We start from the raw sequence: 2,747 nt of genomic DNA on the forward strand, positions 1-2,747 counted from the left end.
GTGGTCGGCGGCGGCGTGGTGGGTGGCGGGGTCGTGGGGGGCGGCGTGCTCGGCGGCGGGGTGGTCGGGCCGCCGGTGGGCGCGGCGCCGGTGCAGGCGGTGCCGTTGAGGGCGAAGCCGGTCGGTGGCGGGTTGCTCCCCTCCCACGAGCCGTTGAAGCCGAAGGTGGCGCTGGCGCCGGTGGCGATCACCGCGTTGTGCTCGACGTTGCGGGCGGTCACCTGCGCGCCGGACTGGTCGACGACGGCGTTCCACGCCTGGGTGACCCGCTGGCCGGCGGTGTGCGACCAGGTGAGGGTCCAGCCGTTCACCGGGTCGCCCAGGTTGGTGACGGTGACGTCGGCGCCGAAGCCGCCGGGCCACTGGTTGGTGATCCGGTGCTCGACGCGGCAGCCGGCGGCGGCAGCCGAGGCGGTGAGGGTCGGAAGCGTACCGGCGGCGAGAGCGGCCGCGGCGGCCGCGGCGAGCAACGCGACGCGGCGATGGGTGATGGGCATGGGGAGTGGCCTCCGGGGAGGTTGGGCGCGCGGCAACCGTCGCCGTCGGCCTGCCCGGGCCGGCGGGAGGAGACGCCGCGCTTGCGGCGGTGGTCCGACGCCGTCGGTACGGCGTCGGTGTCGACGCCGCCGCTCCGGTGTCGGGCGTCCCGGCGCCGGCACTGCGGCGTCGGTGCTCCGGCGGGCGGCGTCGAGGGGTGGCTCCGCGCACCTGCGATGCTAGGGCAAGCGCTTTCAGCGGACAATCCGTCTTCCCCCGCCCTTCTGGCCGCCCTGCTTCGGGCGTCCCCGTGGCGGGGGGCACCAGCCACTTCCCTTGCCCCCGGCCCGGATTCTTGATCGACTCAGGGCGTGGCTGAGCACATGACCCCGGACGAGTTCCGACGCGCCGGGCACGCCGTGGTGGACTGGATCGCCGACTACTGGGCGACGCTGGAGCGGCGTCCGGTGACCTCGCAGGACCCGCCCGGGACGGTGGCCGCCCGGCTGCCCGCCGGCCCGCCGGAGCACGGCGAGCCGGTGGAGGCCGTCCTGGCCGACCTGGACACCCTGATCACGCCGGGGCTGACGCACTGGCAGCACCCCGGGTTCTTCGGCTACTTCCCGGCCAACACCTCGGGGCCCAGCGTGCTCGGCGACATGGTCGGCGCCGGGCTGGGCGTGCAGGGGATGCTCTGGGCGACCGGGCCGGCGTGCACCGAACTGGAGACGGTGCTGCTGGACTGGCTCGCCGAACTGCTGGACCTGCCGAAGCGGTTCCGCTCCGGCTCCGGGGGCGGCGGGGTGATCCAGGACTCGGCGTCCTCGGCGACGCTGGTGGCGACCCTGGTCGCGCTGCACCGCGCCGGCGGCGGCCGGTGGCGTGAGGTCGGCGTCGACCGCCGCTACCGCGCCTACGCCTCCACCCAGGGCCACTCGTCCATCGAGAAGGCCGCCCGGATCGCCGGGCTGGGCGCCGACGGCGTACGGCCGGTCGAGGTCGACCCAGAGACGCAGGCGATGTCCCCGGCGGCGCTGCGCGCGGCGATCGAGGCGGACCTGGCGGCCGGCGTGGTCCCGGCGATCGTGGTCGCGACCGTCGGCACCACCTCCACGACCGCGATCGACCCGCTGCCGGAGATCGGCGCGATCTGCGCCGAGTACGGGGTCTTCCTGCACGTTGACGCCGCGTACGCGGGAGCGGCGGCGGTCTGCCCGGAGCTGCGGTTCGGGCACGCCGGCCTGGAGTACGCCGACTCGTACTGCTTCGACCCGCACAAGTGGCTGCTCACCGGCTTCGACTGCGACGCGTTCTGGGTGGCCGACACGGCGGAGCTGATCGAGGCGCTGAGCGTGCTGCCGGAGTACCTGCGCAACGCCGCCACCGAGTCCGGCGCGGTGATCGACTACCGGGACTGGCAGGTGCCGCTGGGCCGCCGGTTCCGGGCGCTGAAGCTCTGGTTCGTGCTGCGGTGGTACGGCGCCGAGGGGCTGCGCGCGCACATCCGCTCCGGCGTGTCGCTCGCCGCCCGGTTCGCCGACCGGGTCCGCGCCGACGACCGGTTCGCGCTGGTGGGGGCCCACCCGTACTCGCTGGTGTGCTTCCGGCTGGCGGCGGACGACGAGGTCAACGCGGAGCTGCTGGCCCGGGTCAACGCCACGGGCCGGGTGCACCTGACGCACACCCGGGTGAACGGCCGCTACACGCTGCGCCTGGCCGTCGGCTCCCCGCAGAGCACCGAGGTCCACGTCGACGAGGCGTGGACCCTCCTCACCGACGCCGCGACCGTCCTCCTCCCCCACTGACCGCTGCCCCGCCGCCGCGCCACCTGCGCCGGCTGGCCCGGTTACGGCCGGTTGGCGGCCGGTTGGCGGCGCTGGCCGATCGCGCTGTGGCACGGCTGCGCGGGTCGATCGCGCTGGCGGCGCGGATACGCGCTGGCCGGTCGCGCTGACGGCACGGATACGCGCTGGTTGGTCGCGCTGACGGCACGGCTGCGCTGACCTGCTGTGCTGCCGGCACGCCTGCGCCGGCCGTGCTGCGGGTGCGGCTGCCGCTGCGGGTGCGGTGCCGGTGCCGGTGCCGGTGCCGGTGCCGGTGCCGGTGCCGGTGCCGGTGCCGGTGCCGGTGCCGGTGCCGGTGCCGGTGCCGGTGCCGGTGCCGGTGCCGGTGCCGGTGCCGGTGGAGATCTTGGTAGGAATCGGCCCCTGGAGGGGCACGTTCCTACCAAGATCTACGCGATGCGATGCGATGCGACGCGACGCGACGCG

3 protein-coding genes are annotated in these 2,747 nt (G+C 75.5%); 2 read left to right on the forward strand and 1 reads right to left on the reverse strand.

The window, feature by feature from the left end; translation table 11 throughout:
• A partial coding sequence (locus F6X68_RS32060) for a cellulose-binding domain-containing protein (RefSeq protein ID WP_192581637.1) occupies positions 1 to 497 on the reverse strand: 497 nt, incomplete at its 3' end.
• 351 nt (positions 498 to 848) lie between these two features.
• Between F6X68_RS32060 and F6X68_RS32065 the strand changes: the two genes are divergently transcribed.
• Both F6X68_RS32065 and F6X68_RS34535 read left to right on the forward strand, forming a co-directional pair.
• The gene (locus F6X68_RS32065; protein ID WP_225852559.1) at positions 849 to 2,282 is read left to right on the forward strand and encodes a pyridoxal-dependent decarboxylase; all 1,434 of its coding nucleotides are present in this window, start codon (positions 849 to 851) and stop codon (positions 2,280 to 2,282) included.
• 268 nt (positions 2,283 to 2,550) lie between these two features.
• Positions 2,551 to 2,747, forward strand: a 197-nt coding sequence (locus F6X68_RS34535; RefSeq protein WP_225852560.1) for a hypothetical protein, incomplete at its 3' end; no start/stop codon positions are given.

It is taken from the genome of Micromonospora sp. AMSO12t (genome assembly GCF_008806585.1).
In the GTDB taxonomy this organism is placed as follows: Bacteria; Actinomycetota; Actinomycetes; order Mycobacteriales; family Micromonosporaceae; genus Micromonospora; species Micromonospora reichwaldensis.